General features: G+C 47.1%; 17 protein-coding genes, 1 pseudogene and 1 riboswitch. Of the genes and pseudogenes, 13 read left to right on the top strand and 5 right to left on the bottom strand.

Annotated elements, in window-relative coordinates:
• The first annotated feature begins 8 nt into the window (after window positions 1-8).
• On the top strand, window positions 9-680 hold the full coding sequence (gene pyrE / locus QUE60_RS08850) for an orotate phosphoribosyltransferase (RefSeq protein ID WP_286223671.1): 672 nt from the start codon (window positions 9-11) through the stop codon (window positions 678-680).
• Here pyrE and dapF read toward each other — a convergent pair.
• From dapF to QUE60_RS08835, 3 genes are read right to left on the bottom strand one after another with little or no spacing between them, the layout of a single operon-like run.
• Complete coding sequence (gene dapF / locus QUE60_RS08845) at window positions 677-1,564, bottom strand: diaminopimelate epimerase (RefSeq protein ID WP_286223670.1); 888 nt, start codon at window positions 1,562-1,564, stop codon at window positions 677-679. The two genes, pyrE and dapF, sit on opposite strands and share 4 nt — an antisense overlap.
• A gap of 22 nt (window positions 1,565-1,586) precedes the next feature.
• Complete coding sequence (locus tag QUE60_RS08840) at window positions 1,587-2,486, bottom strand: LpxL/LpxP family acyltransferase (RefSeq protein ID WP_286223669.1); 900 nt, start codon at window positions 2,484-2,486, stop codon at window positions 1,587-1,589.
• Between the two features lie 7 nt (window positions 2,487-2,493).
• The gene (locus tag QUE60_RS08835) at window positions 2,494-3,354 is read right to left on the bottom strand and encodes a lysophospholipid acyltransferase family protein (protein ID WP_286223668.1); all 861 of its coding nucleotides are present in this window, start codon (window positions 3,352-3,354) and stop codon (window positions 2,494-2,496) included.
• A 178-nt stretch (window positions 3,355-3,532) separates the two neighbouring features.
• On the opposite strand from QUE60_RS08835, the gene metK reads away from it, so the two are divergent.
• The 3 genes from metK (at window position 3,533) to metF (ending at window position 7,181) form a co-directional block, all read left to right on the top strand.
• Window positions 3,533-4,699: a methionine adenosyltransferase gene (metK, locus tag QUE60_RS08830; RefSeq protein WP_286226777.1), complete on the top strand. Its 1,167-nt coding sequence runs from the start codon at window positions 3,533-3,535 to the stop codon at window positions 4,697-4,699.
• A 27-nt stretch (window positions 4,700-4,726) separates the two neighbouring features.
• A riboswitch (S-adenosyl-L-homocysteine riboswitch) is annotated at window positions 4,727-4,818 on the top strand.
• A gap of 62 nt (window positions 4,819-4,880) precedes the next feature.
• Window positions 4,881-6,320, top strand: coding sequence for an adenosylhomocysteinase (ahcY, locus tag QUE60_RS08825; protein ID WP_286223666.1), 1,440 nt, complete (start codon window positions 4,881-4,883; stop codon window positions 6,318-6,320).
• Between the two features lie 18 nt (window positions 6,321-6,338).
• Window positions 6,339-7,181, top strand: coding sequence for a methylenetetrahydrofolate reductase [NAD(P)H] (gene metF, locus QUE60_RS08820; protein ID WP_286223665.1), 843 nt, complete (start codon window positions 6,339-6,341; stop codon window positions 7,179-7,181).
• Here the strand turns inward: metF and QUE60_RS08815 are convergent.
• Window positions 7,171-7,788, bottom strand: coding sequence for a 5-formyltetrahydrofolate cyclo-ligase (locus QUE60_RS08815; RefSeq protein ID WP_286223664.1), 618 nt, complete (start codon window positions 7,786-7,788; stop codon window positions 7,171-7,173). The genes metF and QUE60_RS08815 overlap by 11 nt on opposite strands.
• A 29-nt stretch (window positions 7,789-7,817) precedes the next feature.
• Between QUE60_RS08815 and QUE60_RS08810 the strand changes: the two genes are divergently transcribed.
• From QUE60_RS08810 to QUE60_RS09195, 3 genes and pseudogenes are all read left to right on the top strand, one after another.
• A complete protein-coding gene (locus QUE60_RS08810; protein WP_286223663.1) occupies window positions 7,818-9,779 on the top strand; it encodes a lytic transglycosylase domain-containing protein in 1,962 nt (653 codons plus the stop codon).
• Window positions 9,776-10,687 (top strand): complex I NDUFA9 subunit family protein, encoded by a 912-nt coding sequence (locus QUE60_RS08805; protein WP_286223662.1) that lies wholly within the window; start codon window positions 9,776-9,778, stop codon window positions 10,685-10,687. The genes QUE60_RS08810 and QUE60_RS08805 overlap by 4 nt, the downstream gene beginning before the upstream one ends.
• Window positions 10,684-11,319, top strand: a pseudogene (locus tag QUE60_RS09195) (hypothetical protein); the annotation flags it as partial. The gene QUE60_RS08805 and the pseudogene QUE60_RS09195, both read left to right, overlap by 4 nt.
• A 488-nt stretch (window positions 11,320-11,807) precedes the next feature.
• Here QUE60_RS09195 and QUE60_RS08795 read toward each other — a convergent pair.
• Window positions 11,808-12,986 (bottom strand): class I SAM-dependent methyltransferase, encoded by a 1,179-nt coding sequence (locus QUE60_RS08795; protein WP_286226775.1) that lies wholly within the window; start codon window positions 12,984-12,986, stop codon window positions 11,808-11,810.
• Window positions 12,987-13,021: 35 nt separating this feature from the next.
• On the opposite strand from QUE60_RS08795, the gene QUE60_RS08790 reads away from it, so the two are divergent.
• The 6 genes from QUE60_RS08790 to QUE60_RS08765 are packed head-to-tail and all read left to right on the top strand — an operon-like array spanning window position 13,022 to window position 20,061.
• Window positions 13,022-13,816 carry an SDR family oxidoreductase gene (locus tag QUE60_RS08790; protein WP_286226774.1) on the top strand — a complete coding sequence of 265 codons (795 nt, stop codon included), beginning with the start codon at window positions 13,022-13,024 and terminating at the stop codon, window positions 13,814-13,816.
• An 8-nt stretch (window positions 13,817-13,824) separates the two neighbouring features.
• Complete coding sequence (locus QUE60_RS08785; protein ID WP_286223658.1) at window positions 13,825-14,226, top strand: dihydroneopterin aldolase; 402 nt, start codon at window positions 13,825-13,827, stop codon at window positions 14,224-14,226.
• 12 nt (window positions 14,227-14,238) lie between these two features.
• On the top strand, window positions 14,239-15,150 hold the full coding sequence (gene ttcA, locus QUE60_RS08780) for a tRNA 2-thiocytidine(32) synthetase TtcA (RefSeq protein ID WP_286223657.1): 912 nt from the start codon (window positions 14,239-14,241) through the stop codon (window positions 15,148-15,150).
• A 51-nt stretch (window positions 15,151-15,201) separates the two neighbouring features.
• Complete coding sequence (gene glmU / locus QUE60_RS08775) at window positions 15,202-16,617, top strand: bifunctional UDP-N-acetylglucosamine diphosphorylase/glucosamine-1-phosphate N-acetyltransferase GlmU (protein ID WP_286223656.1); 1,416 nt, start codon at window positions 15,202-15,204, stop codon at window positions 16,615-16,617.
• Window positions 16,618-16,626: 9 nt separating this feature from the next.
• On the top strand, window positions 16,627-18,459 hold the full coding sequence (glmS, locus tag QUE60_RS08770; protein WP_286225364.1) for a glutamine--fructose-6-phosphate transaminase (isomerizing): 1,833 nt from the start codon (window positions 16,627-16,629) through the stop codon (window positions 18,457-18,459).
• Window positions 18,460-18,498: 39 nt separating this feature from the next.
• The gene (locus QUE60_RS08765; protein ID WP_286223654.1) at window positions 18,499-20,061 is read left to right on the top strand and encodes an efflux transporter outer membrane subunit; all 1,563 of its coding nucleotides are present in this window, start codon (window positions 18,499-18,501) and stop codon (window positions 20,059-20,061) included.
• Window positions 20,062-20,210: the final 149 nt, after the last annotated feature.

The following is a 20,210-nucleotide window of genomic DNA, read 5'->3' as shown; positions in this document are numbered from 1 at the left end:
ACAGGCCTATGAGTGTAAATTCAGAACAAATTCAATCGGACTTTATTCAATTCGCGCTTGAGGCAAAAGTATTGTCCTTTGGCGAGTTTAAAACGAAGGCTGGGCGACTGTCCCCCTATTTTTTTAATGCCGGACTCTTTAATGATGGTGCACATCTGGGAAGGCTAGGTGAGTTTTATGCCCAAGCACTACTGGAATCCAAAATTGATTTTGATATGCTCTTTGGGCCCGCATACAAGGGCATTACTTTGGCGGCGAGTACGGCAATCGCACTAGCGCATGCCGGTTGTAATACCCCGTTTGCCTATAACCGCAAAGAGGCCAAAGATCACGGTGAAGGCGGAACCCTGATTGGTGCTCCAGTTTGTGGTCGGGTTGTCATTATTGATGATGTGATTTCAGCGGGCACCTCGGTGCGTGAGTCGGTTGATTTAATTGAACGGGCCGGTGCCAAGCCCTGCGCGGTATTAATTGCGCTCGATCGCATGGAAAAATCAGGAGACGCAGTCAACATTGGCCAATATTCTGCGGTACAAAGTGTCGGGCAAGAATTTGGTTTACCAGTAATTGCAATCGCTAATTTGGATAGCTTAATGCGTTATTTACAGCAATCAAATGATCAGCAATTACAAACACATCTACCCGCAGTTCAAAATTACCGCGCTCGATACGGAATTTAAAGCGTATTTAAATCAATTTCGCCCTGATACACGGTTTGAGTGGGTCCGCGCATCAAAACAGGGGCATGGGGATTCTGAAAGCCATCCCACAAAATTTCGAGCTCCCCGCCACGGGTGCTTACCTTCACGGGGGAATCTAGCAGTCCGCGTCGAATGCTCGATACTGCTGCAGCACACGCTCCGGTGCCGCACGATAGGGTCTCGCCTACCCCACGTTCATAAACTCGTAATCGAATTGAATGGCGATCAATCACCTGCATGAAGCCAGCGTTGACTCGATTTGGAAAAGCAGGGTGTGACTCAATGAGAGCACCATCCGTTAATACTGGTGCGCTATCAATATCTTCGACCACTTGAACGGCATGAGGGTTACCCATTGATACAGCAGCAATCCAATCGGCATGTGCACCGCTATTGCGGCTAAGTGGAAGCGCATAAAGAGTTTCGTGTAATTCTTGTTTGCTTGTAAGGCCCGAGGGATCAAATGGAATATCGTGAGGGGCAAAGACGGGGCTGCCCATATCAACTTCTACATATCCGTTCGTTAAGCGTTTAAGCGTTAGAAGACCATTGCGCACCTCAACCCGGATTTGGTCTTTAGTGCTGAGGCCTTCTTCATGAACAAAGCGAACAAAGCATCTCGAACCATTGCCGCATTGCTCCACTTCACCGCCGTCTGCATTCAAGATGCGGTATTTAAAATCAACATCCGGCAGGTTACTTTGCTCCACGAGCAAGATTTGATCGGCCCCGATACCAAGTTGGCGATGTGCTAGCTTGCGCCAAATGCTTGGGGTAATCGATCGAATGTCTTGGCGAGTCGCGTCAATCACAATAAAGTCATTGCCGGCGCCATGCATTTTGGTAAAACGTAATCGACTCATAACATGCGTTCAGTGTATGTAACTAATCATACAAGCTTATCTCCCCTGGAGGGCGATATTTGAAGCGCTTATGAACCCAATAGTATTCAGCAGGCCGTTTACGAATTTCTTCTTCAAAGTATTGATTTAACCGAGCAGTGTCAGATACCGGGTCATCGCTTGGAAAATCGGGTAGCGCTTTATGGATTTTGCAAATGTATTTACTCTTATCCGCATTCAGTGTTGTGATCATCAAACATACTTCCGCATCACATGCTTTTGCTAGACGCGATATTGCAGTGATTGTATTGGTTGGTATGCCAAAAAAGGGTACAAAAACCGAGTCTTTAGGACCAAGATCAATATCGGGGGCAATGACGACAAAATTACCTTTACGAATTTCTCGAATTAAGTCAAAAAGTCTATTTTGTCGATTAATAGACTTCGCACCGAAGCGATTACGCCATTCAATAATTTTTTGATTGAAAAATGGGTTCTTCATATTTTGATAAAAGCCAGCACCACGCTGCCAGCCATTTTTTTCCCCAAGGGCGGAGAGCGCCATGAATCCACATTCAAAGCCGACAAAGTGGGGGATCACCAAAATCCGAGGTTTGTTATCTCCCAAAGGAATTTCGGTCTCAATGTCGACCATCGAGAAAATTTGTTCTGCACTGCCAAGCCAAACACGGCTGCGCTCAATCACTGCACGACCCAATAGGCGCCAGTGCTCATTAGCTAAGGTTTGTAGTTGATCGGTGGCGAGATTTGGAAAACACAGTTCTAAATTACGAAGAACAACATATTTACGTTGGTGAGGCAGTCGCCCAAATAGTGATCCGAGGCTGTACCCAATTTGAACGGTCCATGCGTAGGGCAGGAAAGCAAAAAGCTTAAGAATGCTCAGGCCAATGTAATTGAGGAGGGTATGTAGCCAGCTCATCGAGTGATTAGTCTTGGGGCGGAAGCTCGGCGCCCTCGGGGTGTTTATAACGGTTGTACGACCAAATAAATTGCTCTGGAGCCTCAAGAATAACTACTTCAATCGCCTCGTTCATTTGAGTGGCCGCCTGATAGGGATCTTCTGAAAATGCCTTTAGGCGTTGCGTTTTAATGATCCAGCCTTGGCCAAGCGATTTGCGAATGGCTGAAAACAAGATGACAGGGGTTTGATTGCGATTCGCTAACCGAGCGGGCAGTGGGGTCGTGTAAGCATAGCGATTAAAAAACTTTACCCACACCCCATCGCCGCCACTGGGCACCTGATCTGGAAGAATGCCAATCGCCTCGCCCTCTTGAAGGGCTTTGACCATTTTTCGCACTCCTTGCAGATTGGTGGGTACAAAGTGCATATTGGGATAGGCGCGCTGCTCTTCGATCAGATGATTTAACCATTCTTGACGGGCCGGCCGATACAAGATGGTGGCCGGGAAATGATTTGCCAATATGCGGGGAATGATTTCAAAGCCGCCAAGATGGGGTGTGAGCATCACCAAGCCCTTGCCCTCCTGAACTGCTTGATCGACTGGGCTCCAGTCTTGAATATGAGCGCGTGAAAGTGCTTTTTGGGGGTTATGCCAGATCCAAAGGCTATCGATAAAAAGCATGCCAGAGGCTGCAGCCGCTTTCCATGGATGAGTTGTCTTGCCATGAAGTTGCATCGCATAGCGATAGTTTTCTTGAAATAAGCCACGAAAATGAGAGGAAAAGGCATAGGCCATCATTCCGCCCAAGCCACCCAGAATCTGAGCCAAACTCAAGGGGAGACTGGCGATACCTTTTAGAATGAAATTCAAAGCCCACTGTGACATTTGCTAATGATATTCAATTCACTATGCGATTTGGCGGCCAGTCCATAGATGCGATAGAATTTGGTTATTCGCCGAGTTAAAGACAACTTGCGGGGCGAATTAAAAAAATCTGCTAAAGCGTCGCCGTTGTATTCCCCGGCACGTGGTGTTGTCAGTGCTTAATTAAATGGAGAATAGAATGGCTAATGATTATTTCTTTACCTCAGAATCGGTTTCTGAGGGACATCCCGATAAAGTTGCAGACCAAATCTCAGATTCGATCTTAGATGCCATCTTGGCACAAGATCCAAAGGCACGCGTTGCTGCTGAGACACTTTGCAATACTGGCTTAGTGGTTCTTGCTGGTGAAATCACCACCAATGCCAATGTTGATTACATTCAAGTCGCACGCAATACCCTGCGCGAGATTGGCTATGACAACACTGAATACGGCATCGATTACAAAGGCTGTGCAGTTTTAGTAGCTTATGACAAACAAAGCCCAGACATTGCGCAAGGTGTTGATAAAGCGCACGATGATGGCTTAGATCAAGGTGCAGGCGATCAGGGATTAATGTTTGGTTATGCCTGCGATGAGACCCCTGAGTTAATGCCCCTTCCAATTTATTTGTCGCACCGTCTAGTCGAGCGCCAATCTCAATTGCGTCGCGATGGGCGTCTAAATTGGCTACGCCCCGATGCAAAATCCCAAGTGACCTTGCGCTATGTCGATGGAAAGCCTGACTCGATTGATACGGTAGTGCTATCGACACAGCATGCTGCGGATATTCCCCTGGAGAAATTGCGGGAAGCGGTGATTGAAGAAATTATCAAACCCGTTTTACCTAAGCATTTAATCAAGGGCGATATTAAATATTTAGTAAACCCAACCGGCCGTTTTGTGATTGGCGGCCCCCAAGGCGATTGCGGCCTCACCGGACGCAAAATTATTGTGGATACCTATGGTGGCGCAGCTCCTCACGGTGGCGGTGCATTTTCTGGGAAAGATCCGTCCAAGGTTGATCGATCGGCTGCCTATGCTGGCCGCTATGTAGCCAAGAATGTGGTCGCTGCAGGTCTGGCCAGTAAATGCCTCATTCAGATCTCGTATGCGATTGGTGTGGCACGTCCTACATCGGTCATGGTTAGCACCTTTGGTACTGGCAAGATTGCAGATGAGCAGATTGCAAAACTTGTATCTGAGCATTTTGATCTGCGTCCGAAGGGTATTGTGAAAATGCTTGATCTCTTGCGGCCTATTTATAAAAAGACCGCTGCATATGGCCATTTTGGCCGCGAGGAGCCGGAATTCACATGGGAGCGCAAGGACAAGGCGGCTGCTTTGAAGGCTGCCGCAGGCCTCTAGTCCAAAATTGATTACAATTTAGGCAATTCCTTCAAGGAGCGTTGCAAGGGGCGCATCGTCGCCCCCCAGGCTTGAAGGGGAGTTACTTAGTAACTTCATTGCAACTGCGCTCGCTAACCCGAATGCTGGCGGTTAGCGAGTCACTATTGGCTCCGCTGGCGTTCTTTAGCTGGAGCTATTCATGAATACCGTTGCTGATTTAAAGTTAAATGGCGATTTTGCAATTGCCGATATTGGCTTAGCCGACTTTGGCCGTAAAGAAATCAAAATTGCTGAAACCGAGATGCCTGGTTTGATGGCGATTCGTGAAGAGTTTGCCGCCAAGCAGCCATTGCGCGGCGCGCGCATCACCGGATCGCTACACATGACCATTCAAACTGCGGTTCTGATTGAAACGCTTGAGGCCTTGGGTGCCGAAGTGCGCTGGGCATCATGCAATATTTTTTCAACACAAGACCATGCTGCTGCCGCGATCGCTGCGAATGGCACCCCAGTATTTGCGATTAAAGGTGAGACCCTCGAGCAGTATTGGGATTTCACTCATAAGATCTTTGAGTGGGCCGATGGTGGATACAGCAATATGATCTTGGATGACGGTGGTGACGCAACCCTGTTGCTACACCTAGGCAGTAAGGCTGAAAAAGACCAAGCCGTTCTGAACCATCCAACGAGCGAAGAGGAACGTATTCTCTTTGCGGCGATTAAGAGTAAATTGGCGATCGATCCAACATGGTACTCAACTCGGTTAGCGAAGATTAACGGCGTTACCGAAGAAACCACAACGGGTGTGCATCGTCTTTATCAAATGCACGCCAAAGGCGAATTGCATTTCCCAGCCATTAACGTCAATGACTCAGTTACTAAGAGCAAATTTGATAATTTGTACGGCTGCCGCGAATCCTTAGTCGATGCAATTAAGCGCGCAACTGACGTGATGATTGCCGGCAAGATTGCCGTTGTGGCTGGTTATGGTGATGTGGGTAAAGGCTCTGCACAAGCATTGCGAGCCCTCTCAGCTCAAGTATGGGTTACAGAGGTTGATCCAATCTGTGCGCTTCAGGCCGCGATGGAAGGATATCGCGTAGTCACGATGGAGTATGCCGCCGACAAAGCCGATATTTTTGTGACTGCCACTGGTAACTATCACGTTATTACGCACGATCATATGAAGAAGATGAAAGACCAGGCGATTGTGTGCAATATCGGCCACTTTGATAACGAAATTGATATTGCTAGTATTGAAAAATACCAATGGGAAGAAATTAAGCCACAGGTTGACCACGTGATCTTCCCAGCGGCCAACGGTCTTCCAGAAAAGCGCCTGATTATTTTGGCCAAGGGCCGTTTAGTGAACTTAGGCTGCGGTACTGGACACCCTTCGTATGTCATGAGCTCTTCGTTTGCCAATCAAGTGATTGCACAGATCGAGCTCTGGGGTGCGGCAGGGACGAACAAATATCCTGTTGGGGTCTATACCTTGCCTAAGCATTTAGATGAAAAAGTTGCTCGTTTGCAACTGAAGAAATTGAACGCACAGTTAACGGAGCTTTCGGATCAACAAGCTGCCTATATTGGCGTTAAGAAAGAAGGCCCATTCAAGCCTGAAACCTACCGTTACTAAAAGGCTAAAGGGTCTGCTATGGAATTAAGCGTCGAGTTCTTCCCCCCCAAAACCCCGGAGGGGGAGGCGCGCTTGTTGCAAACGCGAGAGCGAATCACAGCGGCACTGCAGCCCGCCTTTTATTCGGTGACTTTTGGTGCGGGTGGTTCGACTCAATCGGGAACTTTGCAGACCGTTGAGGCAATTCATCGGGCGGGGGAGGTGGTAGCTCCTCATTTATCGTGTGTGGGTAGCTCTAAGGAATTAATTGGGAAACTTCTTGCACAATACAAGGTGTTGGGTATCAAACGAATTGTGGCCTTACGTGGTGATTTACCTTCTGGTATGGGGCAATACGGTGAGCTGCAGCATGCCAATCAGTTAGTGGAATTTATTCGCCAAGAGACCGGTGACTGGTTTCATATTGAGGTAGCCGCTTATCCCGAGACCCATCCGCAGGCGCAGTCGCCCAGCAAGGATGTCGCCTACTTTGCCCAAAAAATTAAGGCGGGCGCTAACTCAGCAATTACCCAATACTTTTTTAACAGCGATGCGTATTTTCGGTTTGTAGATGACGCTTATCAATTAGGTGTTGATGTACCTGTGGTTGCCGGCATTATGCCGATTACCAGTAGTACCCAATTGCTACGTTTTTCAGATGCATGCGGCGCAGAAATACCGCGCTGGATTCGTCTGCGTCTTTTGGCATACGGCGATGACAGCGCTTCGATTAAAGCCTTTGGCGAGGATGTGGTGAGCGCATTGTGCGAGCAACTTATCGTTGCTGGAGTGCCTGGACTACATTTTTACTCGCTAAACCAAGCAGAGCCCGTGATTCGTATTGCTCAGAATCTACAATTGGACCAAGCATCTAAGACTTAATCGAGCTTCGATAGATACCAGAGTTTGTGACCACCAAATCAAGCGCCTGATCATGAACCTCGGGGGTCCAGCGATCAAGATCTAGTGCCTGCCAGTCAAATGCGATGCCAATCGTTGTGAATCGATGCCCCGCCTGCTTCAAAGAAGCAATGGTACGATCAAAATAACCTCCTCCATAGCCAAGCCGCCAGTATTGGTTCTGATAATTGAGCCACCCAACACAGGGAATCAGGATGCAGTCGGGGGTCTTACTTTCCACACCGCTTGCAGTCGGATCGGGTTCCGCAATCCCATAGGTATTGAGAATCAGGGGGTCAGAGTCCGACCAGGTATAAAAGCTTAATTGCCGATCGGGTCTAACTTTGGGTAATAGGAGGTATCGATTCGGGTTTGAGGATCGCCATTCACGCAGGGGCTCGCGTAGATCAAGTTCGTCACGATAAGGCCAGCAAAATGCAATGGATTGATATGCCCCTGCTTCTTGAAGTAGAAATTGACTGAAATACGATAAAAAATGGGCATGTGCAGGATCAAATTCGGGGGATTGAGCAAATGATGCGCGCCGCCTCAAAAGATCCTGTCGAATTTGATGAATAGGGGTATGCATAGCACTCATTATCGGGTGAAAATAACAAAATGACCCAAAATTTTGCTTTTATGCCAAAACCTCCGATCAAGCATTTTCTTCTTTTTGCAATCCTAGTACTTTGCTTGGGAGGCTGGGAAAGTGGCTTTGCTAAAAAGCCAAATCTCAACAAATCTTCCCAAGGTCAGCCAACTCCTTTTGAGATCACAGAAGCTGATAAATTATTTATTGAGCTACGCGATGCTGCACGGCGTAATGATGTACCAAAAACCCAACAGCTCTCAGCGCAATTAAGTAACTATCCGGATACGGATTATGTGAGGTATTTTCGAATCAAACCCCAAATGTTTGATAGGGGAAATGAGGCGCGGGCAGATTCCTCGGTCGACGAAGAGGTTGGGGCTTTTCTAAAAACCTATGAGGGGACTGCGATTGGTGATCGCATGCGTAACGATTGGCTACTAGTTCTTGGCAAGCGAAAAGATTGGACCCAATTTGATCGAGAGTATCCAAAGTTTGTTTTGGATGACGATACGAATGTGAAGTGTTATGCGCTTCATTCACGGCTGATAAAGCAAGAGGACGCAAAGCGTGTTGGTCAAGATACACTCAAAATCATGGTTGATCCTCGCCAGTTTGGGTCTGCTTGCCAAGAGTTGGTGCCTGCATTAGTCCAGGCAAATGGCCTATCCAACTCTCAGGCAAGAGCGCTTGGTCGCGCTGCTGCTGAAATGAATTTTGAAACCGCAGGGCGACGCATCGGCGGAGAGGATCCGATTGCTAGCATAGTGCGTAGCGCAAGAGCAGACTCAACTAAAACGTATCGTGACTTCTTGCAAACTAGCTTGCGCTATAGCAAAGAAGATCAAGCGATGGCATGGGGTGTGATTGGGCAATTTTTAGCAAAGCGCTTAGATCGCAACGCATACGATGCCTATCGGCGTCAACAGCAATTAGGCTTTAATTCTTTACTATCCGCAGAAACTCAGGAATGGAAAGTTCGTACGGCTTTACGGGCTCACGATTGGCAGCTGGTGCGCGAGTCGATTGAATCCATGAATACGGTCGTTCGCGAACGCGATCCAGCTTGGACTTATTGGTACGGCAGATCATTAAAAGAGTTGGGCGATCCCGAGAAAGCCAATGTGCAGTTTCAGTTGCTGGAAGACCAATTTAATTTTTATGGACAGTTAGCCCGCGAGGAGTTGGGTAAGCCTATTGTGATTCCGCCCAAAGTGAAAGTTAGCGACGGGGAAATTAAGGAGATGGGTAAGCGCCCTGGGTTTACTCGGGCTGAGCGTTTTTACGCCATGAATCTTCGCTTTGAAGGAAATCGTGAATGGAACTGGGAGTTACGTGGCATGAGCGATCGCCAGTTATTAGCCGCTGCAGAATATGCCAAACGCATCCATTTATATGATCGTACGGTCAATACGGCCGATCGTACCAAAGGCGAGCATGATTTTGCCCTGCGTTATCCAATGCCCTTTAAAGATCAACTCAGTCCAATTGCTAAAAACATCGACTTGAACTTAGCCTGGGCTTATGGTTTGATCCGTCAAGAGTCTCGGTTCATTACCAACGCCTCATCATCAGTGGGCGCTTCGGGTTTGATGCAGGTGATGCCCAATACCGCCAAGTATGTTGCTAAGAAAATCGGTATGAATTCCTATACCAATGAACGTCTCAAAGAAACGCAAACAAATTTGACCTTGGGAAGCCATTACTTAAATATGGTTTTAAAAGACCTTGATGACTCTTGGGTATTGGCGTCTGCCGCCTACAATGCCGGCCCATCACGGCCAAAATCGTGGCGAGAGAGATTAAACCAATCCACTGAAGGAGCAATTTTTGTGGAATCGATTCCCTTTAATGAGACACGTACTTATGTGAAGAATGTACTCGCCAATGCGAGCTACTATTCACTTTTAATGGATGGACAAACCACTCCCATGAAACAACGCCTGGGAGTGATTGCTCCTAAAACTGCCGTATTGAGTGAACTACCATGAAACATGACATTTTATTAATTGGCGGGAGCGGCTTTGTTGGCAAGGCAATTAGCCAGAAGCTGCAAAGTAAAGGCTACTCCGTATTGATTCCATCGCGGCGTTATAGCGCTATGCGAGACCTACGGCTATTACCTAGTGTGACCTTAGTTGAAGCAGATGTAAATCAGCCTGGGGTTATTGAACGATTGTGCGGACACGTAAAGCCACACGGAGCGGTTATCAACCTAGTTGGTATCTTGCAAGATCAAGTAGCAAAACCATATGGCCCTGGTTTTAAAAGAGCTCATGTGGATTTACCTCAGATGATCATTGAGGCCATGAAAGCCAAAAAGCTCAGACGCTATTTGCACATGAGCGCTTTGGGTGCCGACTCGAATGGCCCTTCCATGTATCAACGCAGTAAGGGCGACGGTGAAAATCGGGTGCTAGCCAGCGGTTTAGATTGGACCATTTTTAGACCATCGGTCATTTTTGGAGAGCATGATCAGTTCATTAATACATTTGCTAATCTAGCGAAGGTATTCCCAGTGATTCCATTGGCATATTCACATGCCAAGTTTCAGCCGGTAAGCGTAAACGATGTTGCCAGTGCATTTGTCATGGCATTAACTCACCCTAATACCATTCATCAGACCTATGATTTGGTCGGTCCTGAAGTGTTCACGATGAAACAATTGGTTGAATTTGCGGCTCGCAAAGCGGGTAAGGATCGTCTCATTGTTTCATTGCCAAATTGGGTTGGATACCTTCAGGCATTGGCATTTGAGTTTGGCCCAGGCCCCACTTTAATGTCCCGTGACAATATTGCCTCCATGAGTATCCCCAATATATTGCCTGCGGGTGGAAAAGACGCTTTGGTTGATGAGTTTAGGATTGCCAAACAGCGTATTGAGAGTTTGCTGACTTGAAGATTTATCAAGTCGGCGGGGCAGTACGGGACCGTTTGCTTGGAAGAGCGGTTCATGATGTCGATTACGTGGTGGTTGGCGGAACTGCCGATGAAATGATGCAAAAAGGATTTCGGCCGGTGGGGAGTCATTTCCCAGTATTTTTGCATCCCATCACCAATGCAGAATACGCACTAGCTAGGACGGAGCGCAAGACAGCGCCGGGTCACCAGGGCTTTACTTTTCATGCAGATCCAAGCGTGACCCTAGAGGAGGATCTGCAACGGCGCGACTTGACCATCAATGCCATGGCCGAAGCAGTCAATGATGTCGGTGAGCCGGTCGGAGAGATCGTTGATCCCTATGGCGGTCAGGTTGATCTGAGGGCGGGCATATTGCGACATGTCTCAAATGCCTTTTTAGAGGACCCTTTAAGGGTATTACGCGTTGCCCGATTTGCAGCACGTTTTCTAGATTTTCATATCGCGCCCGAGACACTCGTTTTCATGGGGCGAATGGTTCGCACGCGTGAGTTAGAAACCTTATCAAAGGAGCGCATCTGGCAAGAGCTAGCGCGTGCCATGGAAGAAACAGATCCACTCCGCTTTATCGAAACACTTAATCAGTGCAATGCCCTATCGGATGTATTGCCAGCTAGCTTTGAGAAACAGTGGCATCAGGAAGCTGCTCAAAAGAGCATTTGGCATTCAATGCATTTAGTTGTCGCGGCGCGCCCCGAGCTAAATCAGCGTATCGCCTGTTTATTAAGAACCATTCCTCCAGCCGAAATCCAGGAGTGGGCTCGTGGGTCGAAGGTGCCAAATGAGATTGCCGAATATTGCCAGATTGCGGCGGATTTTGAGTCAGTGCACTCCAAATTAATTCCAATCGATATTCTGGCATTTTTTAATCGGGCTGACTTATGGAGAAAGCCTCACCGTATCATGGAACTACTTAGTCTTTTTGAGGTGCTAGGGATTGATATAGCAGTTTGGCAAAAGCTGGTTAGCAAATTGATAGGTATTGATGCCGGACAAATTGCGAAGTCTGTAAGCCAACGCTCAGATGTCAATGAGTTAGGTAAAGCAATTCATACGGAGCTTGAGAGGGTGCGCCTCTTCACCATTCAAGAAGCGCTGTCTTAATAAACTCGGTTACGGCCCCCAAAGCCGGGGAGTGCATAGAGATCCAAATCAAGAGCTTTTAGGTGTTTACCGAAAGCCAATACTTTGAAGAGCTCTCCCATTTCAGCTTCTGAAATTAATTTCTGTATTCCATTCGATATAGCGATCATCTGCTGAGGGTCACTTGGATCGGATTGCTGCAATACTAAATCGGTAATGCCAGCATCCAACAAGTACGATGCTTGGCTAGAAAAAAATGACTGTACATTTTCTTTGTTCTCTATTGAATGCAAAAGCTTCGAGAAATTGATGTGGCAGGTGATATCCGAGATACCGGGTAAGGCTAGCACATTGCTTAGCGCTTGATGATGGAAGTGCGCCATGAGTGTGCCGGTATTTCGTTGGGGGTGGTAATACTCCTGCTGGTGAAAGCCGTAGTCAATTATCAGCAATAAACCCTCATCGAGCCGATCAATCACTTTTGCAAACCAAGCCTCGGCCTGAGGGTGGATTTCAGTCATATACCCATTGCTAGCGCAGTTGATCAATGGTTGGACCTCTAGTTTTTCTCCGGGTACAGATATAAGAAATTGATCAGGCTCTGTTCCAAGCCCAACCCCAGCATAGTGCCAAGCATGGTCTTGATACACAATACGTTCACAGGGAATTGCATCGAGTACTTCATTGGCCAGAACGACGCCATGAAAAGAAGGCAATACCTCTGAATGCCACTGACAATGCGTTTCAATCCCATGACTGCGACATGTGTCTAGCAGTAATTTTTGTTGACGTTCAGTTAAATTCGGTGACACATCAATGATGTGATATTCATCGAGCTTAAAGCCGCGTCGGTGCAGATCCAATAGGATCGTCTTGGCAAGCTGCCCTGTCCCCGCGCCGATTTCAATGATGCGGGTCTGTTGCCCCTGCTTTCTTAATCCTTCTAGTACGGGCAGAATCGTATTAACAATGGTTTGGCCAAAAAATGGGCTGATTTCTGGAGCGGTTATGAAATCACCAGAGCGTCCAAATTTTTCTAGGGCGCTGGTGTAGTAACCCAGGCTAGGCTGATACAGGGCGAGCTCCATGTAGCGTGAAAAGGGGATCCAACCACCCTTTTCCTGAATTTCTTGGGAAATTTTGGTTAGGATGGCCTCTAAATGTTCCGCTTGCGCCCGTGTCAGGTTAATATCCATAGCTCGCTAGTCTAAGTGAGTTTTTTCTACAGCACATGAAAACAATGGCAGATCGGACAGTTTTGGTCACCGGCGCAGCCAAGCGCCTTGGTCGAGAAATCGCCCTGTATTTTGCTCGCGAAGGCTGGAATGTCATTGTTCATTATGGCCAATCTACTCAAGAGGCAAAAGCCGTGGTTGCTGAGATTCATGGATTGGGAGTGAAGGCGATTGCGCTGCAGGCAAATTTGTCGCATCAAGCAGAAGTCGAATCTTTGATCGAAAAAAGCATCAATCAATTTTCAAGAATTGATTGTCTAATTAATAGTGCTGCAATTTTCGAATACGATCGACCCAGCCAGGACGATCATTTGGTGACTGCGGACTTAATTGAGCGCCATGCACAAATTAATCTTGCAGCCCCAATTCTGATGGCTCAAGCAATGTTTCATCATCTTAAGACTCAGCCAATCAGCAAAGACTTTGTTCCCGCAACCATTCAATTATTAGATCAAAAGTTAATCAATTTAAATCCGGATTATTTTTCGTATACGCTTTCTAAAAGTGCCTTATTAACCGCTACCGAAATGATGGCTCGCGATTTCGCCCCATATATGCGCTCTGTTGGTTTGGCCCCAGGGATTACCTTGCCATCGGGTGATCAAAATCAATCCGAGTTTGAGAAAGCCCACCAAGCTACTCCGCTGGGGCAATCATCTACCGCACAGGATATTGCGAGCGCCGCATTTTTCTTAGCCAATGCTAAGTCGATTACGGGGACTGCGCTATATGTTGATGGCGGACAACATTTACTTGCATCCGATCGGGATGTGATGTTCAAAATTAAATAACAGCTTCTATGCACTCATTACTATCTCATCCAAGCCTGATTCATTGTCGACGTCTCTTTTTGAAAGACTACGAGGTTTATATCAATATTGGCGTTCATGATTTTGAGAAGCGCGCTGAGCAGAGGGTGATCTTCAATGTCGAGATTTATGTTCCCCTGGAACTAAATACCCCGAAGCAAGATCTTTTAGAAGAGGTACTTGATTATGATTTCATTCGAAAGACCATCGTAGAGCGCGTTAAACGCGGCCATATTCATTTACAAGAAACCCTCTGCGATGAGATCGTGGCAGCAATTCTTGAGCATCCAAATGTGATGGCGGTACGAGTTAGTACTGCAAAGCCCGATGTCTATCCGGATTGTGAAGCGGTTGGTGTTGAAGTCTTTAAGATGAAGCAAGCATCTGACTAATGGGAGCCGCCGATGGTAGACCCTCGTAAGCAAGCATTTGAAGAGAATAAGCTAGATAAAAAACTATGTCGCCTGGTTGGTCAAGCGATCGGTGATTTTGGCATGATTGCCGATGGTGATAAGGTGATGGTGTGTCTGTCTGGCGGTAAGGATAGCTATACCTTACTTGATATTTTATTGAAGTTACGTGAGCGGGCGCCGATTTCATTTGATCTGGTTGCTGTGAACTTAGATCAAAAACAACCTAACTTTCCCAGTGACACGCTACCTAATTATTTACGCGAACTCAATATCCCTTTTCATATTGAAGAGCAAGATACCTATAGCATTGTGAAGCGGGTGATTCCTGAGGGGAAAACAACCTGCGGATTATGTTCTCGTTTACGTCGTGGGATTTTGTATCGAGTTGCCGATGAGCTGGGGGCAACTAAGATCGCATTAGGTCACCACCGCGATGACATCTTAGAAACATTGCTACTCAATATGTTTTATGGAGGCAAGTTAAAAGCAATGCCGCCTAAATTGCGCTCTGATGATGGACGTCATTTGGTCATTCGGCCTTTAGCGTATGTTCCTGAAAAATTAATCGAGCGCTATGCACAATCGATGCAGTTTCCAATCATTCCTTGTGATTTATGTGGCAGTCAGCCCAATTTGCAAAGGGCTGCCATGAAAAAATTACTACGGGAGTGGGAGAAGGAGTTTCCTGGTCGGATTGAAAACCTGTTTCGCTCCTTACATCACATTGTTCCATCTCACCTTTTAGACCAAGACGCTTTTGATTTTCAGAATCTATCTATTCACTCGGATTTGACCCATTTCGTTAAATCGTATGAGGGTGATCGTGCAATCGATGAGGGTATTGATGTGTGTGTCGCAACAGAGCCCGCTTGGTCATCGCTAACCTGGATCCATAAAGACTAAAGTACGTCCATCTGCATCACTAGCTTGCTTCTAAGCCCTATAATTAATCCCATGAATATCGTCATCTTGGCTGCTGGGCAAGGCAAGCGTATGAAATCCGCTTTGCCAAAGGTATTGCAGCCTCTAGCGGGAAAACCGTTACTACAGCATGTGCTTGAAACCGCATTAGCGCTTGTGCCCAAGGCCCAGCCGCTTGTTGTGATTGGGCATGGTGCACAACAGGTTCAAACATTCTTAGGCCATTTAGCTGATTTTGATCAGCGCTTTAATAAGGTCAAGACCGTTTTGCAAAAAGAGCAAAAAGGAACGGGCCATGCACTATTGCAAGCTTTGCCAAAATTAAATCCTGCGTTGCCCACACTCGTGTTGTATGGCGATGTACCCCTATGTTCTAAAGAAACCTTAAATAAGCTTGCCCGCTTAAGCGATGGAGCAGTTGGTTTACTAACTCACCGCATGCAAAATCCATTTGGTTATGGTCGTATTGTGCGCGACCTTGATGGCAATGTGCAAGCCATTGTTGAGGAAAGGGATGCTAATTCGACCATTCGCTCGATTTCAGAAATTAATACCGGCATCATGGTTTTGCCCACTAAGCAATTGGGCAAGTGGCTTAAAGGGATTAAAGCTAAAAATGCGCAAGGTGAATATTACTTAACGGATGTCATCGCCATGGCGGTTAAGGCGGGTGTGCCAGTGCGATCTGCCCAAGCGATCGATGATTATGAGATTCTGGGGGTAAACGACCGCATACAATTAGCGGAGTTAGAGCGCGTGTTGCAGCGTCAGATCGCTCAAGCGCTTTTAGAGAATGGTGTCACGCTTTTTGATCCTAATCGAATCGATGTTCGCGGTGAGTTGCGCTGTGGCAAGGATGTATGGATTGATGTCGGTTGTGTTTTTGAAGGAATCGTAACCCTAGCTGATCAGGTTCGCATCGGACCCTATTGCGTCTTAAAAGATACGAACATTGGAGAGGGCACCACGATCGAAGCATTTAGCCATCTTGACGGCGCTAGGATTGGCCCTGCTAATCGAATAGGACCCTATGCACGGATTCGGCCGGGCGCTGAATTGGCAAGCGATGTTCATATTGGCAATTTTGTAGAAGTTAAAAATAGCAAAATTGCATCACAGAGCAAAGCCAATCACTTAGCGTATGTGGGTGATTCGATTGTTGGATCACGCGTCAACATTGGCGCAGGCACGATTACTTGCAATTACGATGGAGTTAATAAGCACCAAACAGTGATTGAAGACGATGTATTTATTGGCTCGGATACGCAGTTGGTTGCCCCTGTAAAGGTAGGCAAAGGCGCCACGCTAGGTGCAGGCACTACACTCACCAAGGATGCACCTGCAGGAAAATTAACTGTATCGCGGGCAAAGCAAATTTCGATTGAATGGCAACGTCCCACGAAATTGAAAAGTGCGTCGCCAAAAACAAAAAAGATTGCTCGAAAGTAAATCCTTTTTATGTGTGGAATCGTTGGGGCAGTTGCCAAAACAAATGTAGTCGATACCCTAATCGAGGGATTGCGACGCTTAGAGTATCGTGGGTATGATTCCTGCGGATTCGCCGTGATTGATAGTCAGCAACCGGGTCATCCGATCGAGCGAGCTAGAACTACTGCGCGTGTGGCTGATTTGGCAAAGCAAGCACAGGAGTTTTGTGGTCAGGTTGGGATCGCGCACACGCGTTGGGCGACGCATGGCAGACCCGATACGCATAATGCGCACCCACATATTTCGAATGGTCAAATAGCGGTTGTGCATAACGGCATCATTGAAAATTATGAAGTATTGCGCGATCAGCTAAAAGCATCTGGCTATGTGTTTGAATCGGAAACTGATACCGAGGTCATTGCCCATTTAGTTCATCAGGAATTTATTAAGCTTGCTAAGCCAGATCTAAAGAACGCAGTTGCGCAAGCGATCGAACAATTAAAAGGTGCTTATGCGATTGCCGTCATTGCTCAAGCCGAGCCCCATCTCTTAGTGGGCGCTCGTGCCGGCTCACCGCTCATTATTGCAATCGGTGAAGATGGCCACTACTTATCTTCAGATGCGCTTGCTTTAGCCGGTAAGGCCAAAACCATGGCTTATTTAGAAGAGGGCGATCTGGTTGCTATGACTATTAATGGATTTGAGGTTTGGGATCGAACCGGTCAGGCGATGACGCGTGAAATTACACCGATGCCCGTTCAGGCGCAAGCAGTTGAATTGGGGCCCTATCAGCACTTCATGCAAAAGGAGATATTTGAGCAAGCCCGTGCGGTCTCCGACACGATTGCAAATATTGCTGAACTTGGCCCGGCTTTATTTGCTGCGGGTCCGCAAGAGTGGCAGGAATTTGATCAGGTATTGATCCTTGCCTGCGGAACAAGTTATTACTCAGCCTGCGTCGCTAAATATTGGTTTGAAGACATTGCAAAGATTCCGACGCAGGTTGAAATTGCTAGCGAATACCGGTATCGACAATCGATTCCAAATCCAAGAACCTTGATTGTGGTTGTCTCCCAATCTGGAGAAACAGCAGACACCTTAGCCGCCTTACGTCATGCCAAAGAGCTAGGTCACCCACTAAGCTTATCAATTTGCAATGTAGCGTCGAGCGCGATGGTGCGAGAAACGAAATGGCACTTTTTGACACACGCCGGCACTGAAGTTGGAGTAGCGTCTACCAAGGCCTTCACTACTCAATTAGTTGCTCTTTACCTGTTGGCTAATGCGATTGCCAAACGCTCAGGGCATTTATCACTTCTGGCCGAGAAGAAAGTATTCGATGATTTGCGCCATTTGCCACAAGCCATTCATGCTGTATTGGCATTAGAGCCACAAATCATTGCCTGGAGCCAGGCATTCGCGAATTGTCAAAATGCGCTTTTCTTAGGGCGCGGCTTGCATTTCCCGATCGCACTTGAGGGCGCCCTAAAGTTAAAAGAGATTTCTTATATCCATGCGGAAGCTTATCCAGCTGGTGAGCTCAAGCACGGACCGCTTGCTTTAGTGACTGAGGCGATGCCGGTTGTTACCGTAGCGCCTAATGACTTGTTGCTCGAAAAACTGAAATCGAATATGCAAGAGGTCAAAGCTCGCGGAGGTCGCCTTTATGTCTTCGCTGACCAGGGTACCGAAATTAGAAGTGAAGATGGTATTCAGGTGATTCGCTTACCAGAGCATTACGGTAATTTATCCCCGCTATTACACGTTATTCCGCTCCAGCTCTTGGCTTATCACACCGCAGTAGCCCTTGGTACAGATGTTGATAAACCACGTAATTTAGCTAAAAGCGTTACGGTCGAGTAATTCATCCAAAACTAAGCTCGTTGTGGTCAAATAATAGGTGTGAAGAGCCTTTTCGATTTTCAATATTCTCTTTGTCATTCCATTTCGCTAAATCCACTCAAGCATGGCTTTAGTCTTTTGGTTTGCCTTGGCTTAACGGCCTGCGCTGTGGGTCCAGACTTTAAAAAACCCGATGCTCCAAAAGTTGCTTCTTATACAGAAAAACCCGTTTCCTCAGAGTTGGCAACTGCACCAAGTATTGGTGGAACAAAACAGTCCTTAGATCCTGCTGCTGATATTCCAGCGGAGTGGTGGTCTCTGTATCGTTCCCCTGAATTAGATGCACTCATCAAGCAAGCTTTAAAGCGGAATCCAACCCTAGCCTCAGCTGATGCAACTTTGCGAGCTGCTCAAGAGAATGCGAACGCAGCCTTTGGATCTTTATTGTTTCCAAGTATTGGTTTGGGAGCATCAGCAACGCGCCAACAAATTACGCCGTCGACCTTTGGGCTCAGCTCAGGCAATCCAAACATATTCAATCTTTACAATACCTCGGTTTCCGTAAATTACAACTTGGATGTATTTGGAGGGGCGCGACGTGCCGTGCAGAGCGCCCAGGCCCAAGCAGAAATCACCGGATTTCAATTAGAAGGTGCTTACCTAAGTTTGACAGCCAATATTGTCACGACGGCAATTCGCGAGGCTGCACTTCGTGCTCAATATCAATCCAATTTAGAGATCTACGAGTCCCAGAAAAATCTGGCTGATCTAATTAGTAAGCAGTTAGAAATAGGAACAGCATCGCGCGTTGATCTAACTTCACAGGTTTCGCTTGCAGCCAGCTCACAAATTGATTTATTGAATATTGATAAGAATCTTTCGTTCACCCGAAATCAATTGGCAGTTTATGTGGGCGATTTTCCTGGTAATGCACAGTTGGCTAAGTTTGATCTAGCTAAACTGAACCTACCGGAGCGCATCCCACTTTCAATCCCATCGGATCTGGTTCGCCAACGTCCTGATATTCGTGCCGCCGAGGCATATATCAAGTCAACGAATGCGTTAGTAGGTGTTGCAACTGCTAACCTCTTGCCTCAAATCACCTTAAGTGGCGCGATGGGCTCGCAGGCTTTGACGACTGGCGCCTTATTTGGACCAAATGCTGCTATTTGGTCTGTGGCTGGCGGGGTATTTCAGCCTTTATTTCAAGGGGGTGCATTGCTAGCTCAACGGCGTGGCGCTATTGCAACCTATGAGGCTGCAGTATTTCAGTATCAAGCAACGGTATTGAATGCATTTCAAGAAGTAGCAAATGCGCTGCAAGCCCTTGAGAGTGACGCTCTTGCACTGCGGGCTGCTTCAGAGGCAGAGCGCAATGCCTTGGAGTACCTCAATTTATTAGAGGAACAATATAAACTCGGTACTGGTAGTTATCTCGCAGTATTAATTGCTCAGCGACAGTATCAGCAAACTAAATTCCGCTTGATTGATGTGCAAGCAAGTCGGTTTGCGAATACTGCCGCATTATTTGCTGCACTGGGTGGTGGCTGGTGGAATCGCAGTGGCCCCGCTTTTCAGGCCCAAGCCAGTGAGCAAGTTAATCCGCCTAAACAAAGTCATTAAGAGATCGATTCATGAATCTAGTTCATCAACTCATCGCATGGATAAAAAATTCGCTTCTCACTGAGAAAACCCTAAGGCTGATCTGGGCACCATTTGCTTGGATTGGGGCTCGTCTGCGCCCGCGTGAGCGTTTTGAAAAGACCAAAGCA

The sequence above is a fragment of the Polynucleobacter sp. HIN11 genome (genome assembly GCF_030297675.1).
Taxonomy (GTDB): domain Bacteria; phylum Pseudomonadota; class Gammaproteobacteria; order Burkholderiales; family Burkholderiaceae; genus Polynucleobacter.
The sequence above is the reverse complement of the archived record's forward strand: the minus strand, read 5'-3'. Positions and strand labels throughout refer to the sequence as shown.